Annotated in this window: 2 protein-coding genes and 1 pseudogene; all 3 read left to right on the top strand. The window is 67.0% G+C overall.

The window, feature by feature from the left end:
* Positions 1 to 523 (top strand): annotated as a pseudogene (locus LQV45_RS24490) (hypothetical protein); the annotation flags it as partial.
* Complete coding sequence (locus tag LQV45_RS24485) at positions 520 to 1,680, top strand: TniB family NTP-binding protein (RefSeq protein ID WP_005055282.1); 1,161 nt, start codon at positions 520 to 522, stop codon at positions 1,678 to 1,680. The pseudogene LQV45_RS24490 and the gene LQV45_RS24485, both read left to right, overlap by 4 nt.
* The coding region (locus LQV45_RS24480) for a TniQ family protein (RefSeq protein ID WP_230009210.1) at positions 1,677 to 2,716 on the top strand (1,040 nt) is incomplete at its 3' end. The genes LQV45_RS24485 and LQV45_RS24480, both read left to right, overlap by 4 nt.

Genomic DNA, 2,716 nt, shown 5'->3' with positions numbered 1-2,716 from the left:
GGACACGGGCACGGAGTGGCCGTTGGTGGTGAACCCGGACGACCTGACGAAGATCTACTTCCACGACCCGGAGGATCACACCTGGCACACCCTGGAGTGGGAGCACAAGGACGCGTTCGACACCCCGTTCAGTTTGGACGCGTTGGAGTATGCGAAGAAGATTGCGATCCGGCAGGGCCGCCCCTCGCAGGTCGATGATGTTGCCGCGCAGTTGCTCGAGGACTGGGGCGCGGGCCGAGGGTTGACACCGTCGGAGCGGCGGATGAGCGCCCGGATGGCGGCCCGCCTGGATGAGAAGAACCCCGATCCGGAAGGGGTGTGGTCGTTGCGGACGGTGCAACGGATGCTGGACGCAGAACTCACGGCCGGGTCGGACCTGGCGACGGAGCTGACCGGCGGGGTGAGGGATCCGAGGACACGGGTCGATGTGCCGGAGACCGGAGATGATGACGACGAGGACGACATCGACGAGCCCACCATCCGTGGCGACTACCGCTTCGAGCCGATGGAGATGCTCCGATGACAACCACCCAGCCCCAGCCGCAGGCGGGAGCACGGCAGCGGAGCCTGTCCACCTACGAGGGGTGGAACGACTTCGCAGAACGCCCAGCCCGGACCCGTCCGGACACCCTCACGCTGAAGCGGCTGGCGGCGCTATCCACGCAGGAGCGTGTCGGGTATGACTTGGCGCGGCGTCAGTGGCACGCGAACATCCTGCTGCGCACCCGACAGGTGCAGGAGATCGAGTTGCAACTCGGCGACATCCTGGACTCGAACCTGCAAGACGCCGACCGGGTGAAGTCAGCGGCGGCGATCGACGCGCCGCCGGCGCTCGGGAAGTCCACGGTGGTGAACAACTTCGGTCGAGTGTTCCACCAGCAGCGGATCGCGGAGGCCGGGGAGTGGCTGGATCAGGACCGGGACGTGCGGCACCTGCCGGTGTGTCATGTGACGTTGACGGGCCGGCCGACGATCAAGGGTCTGCACATGATGATCCTCGGGTTCTACGCCCACCCCGCCACCGCCGGGATCCTGCACCGCTCGATGGCGGGTAGAGATCTTGCCCGGGCAGCCGCGGAGTGCATCGAACGCCACGACACGCGCCTGGTGATCGTTGATGATCTCCACTTCCTGCGGATGAATACCCGTGACGGGGTAGAGGTCGCGAACCAGTTGAAGTGGCTCTCGAATGAATACAACGCCACGTTCCTGTTCGCCGGTGTCGCCCTCCGCAAGCGGGGACTCGTCGGGGAGGGCCAGACCGGCGAAGGCGCAGCAATGGCGCAGACCTTCCGACGGTGGACAGTCCTCAGCCTGGAACCTTTCACCCTCGCCCACAAACGCGGCCGCGATGAATGGGACCGGCTGCTGTTCGGCATCGACCAGGCCCTCGTGCTGACCGACGGGAGAGACGGGATGCTCGTCGACCTCTCGCGGTACCTGTTCGCCCGCACGACCGGGAACATCGGGTCGCTGATGGACCTGATCCGCCGCGGCGCATCGCGCGCAATCCGCACCGGCAGGGAACGCATCGATCGGGAGCTGCTCGATGATATTCGCATCGACGAGGGCGCCGAGACGGAACGTCGTGAGCTGGAGGCGAAGCTGGAACGGCAGCTTCGAAGCCAGAGAGCGGGCCGCCGCCGAAAGACCCAGGGTGGCGAGGTGGCAGCCGCATGACCGGCAAGGCCGCGACGCGTTCCGACGAGGTGCGGGTGCTGCCGTTTCGGGTGCGGCCACTGCCGGATGAGCCGTTCGATTCCTGGCTGGAGAAGATGGCGGCCACCTATGGGGCGACGATGAACGAGATGGCATGCGCGCTCGGTCTCATCGAGCAGGAGAAGGGTTTGGCTGTATCGGCGACCGCGTGGATGGCGGACAAGTGGGCCACAACCCTCACCGAGGAGCAGGCTGCCCGGCTTGAGGCTTCCACGGGCATCCCTGCCGATCAGTTTCACGAGATGACGAGGATGCGCTTCGCCCGTCACGCGATCCGCTATACCCGGCAGGGTCGGATCAGCGCGCAATGCCCGGCTGCAGGGACCGCGGGACGATACTGCCCGGAATGCCTGGTCGATTCGGGTGGACGGTGGCGGATGTCGTGGCAGTTCCCGTTCGGGTTCGCCTGTGCCCGCCACCGCCGCCTTCTCGTGGATCGGTGCCAGACCTGTGATCTTCCTGCCCGACACCGCGCTCACCCGCTCGCACTTGTTCCCGTTCCCGGGCGTTGCCACAATCCCGTGCGGGGTCCGGGGAGGGGTCCGCAGGCCAACCGGTGTCGCGCGGACCTCACCGAGGACCGGACCCGCACGCCGGTGCCGCAGGCGGTGCTGGATGCGCAACGGGCGATGATGCGCATCGTCTCCACCGGTCAGGCGCAGTTCGGGATCTATGCTGATGCACCGCAGCCGGCCGTGCCTGTGTTGGAAGACATTCGGCTACTGTCCCGCACCGCGCGGGACGCAATCGTCGGCGGTCACAGCATCGACGCGAGCCCGCTGGGCCGGGAGCTCATTGGGCTGTTCGAGATGAGCGAGGACTGGACGAGGGCGATCCGGGCGCGACCAGACTCTGCCGTCGGGGCCGCTGTCGGCACCACCCTCGGTCACCGCGCACTGACCAATCCGGCCGCGATCATCTCCCTGCTGCAGGGGCGGCTGGCGCACAGCACGTCGTACACCGCGCACACACCACAACTACAGACCCTGATCGCGGC

The sequence above is a fragment of the Microbacterium sp. Bi128 genome (genome assembly GCF_918698205.1).
This window is presented reverse-complemented; position numbering and strand designations above follow the sequence as displayed.

What these genes read in the sequence shown, in the direction of transcription:
- LQV45_RS24485 (WP_005055282.1), top strand. Translation starts at nt 520, where the DNA reads ATGACAACCACCCAGCCCCAGCCGCAGGCGGGAGCACGGCAGCGGAGC.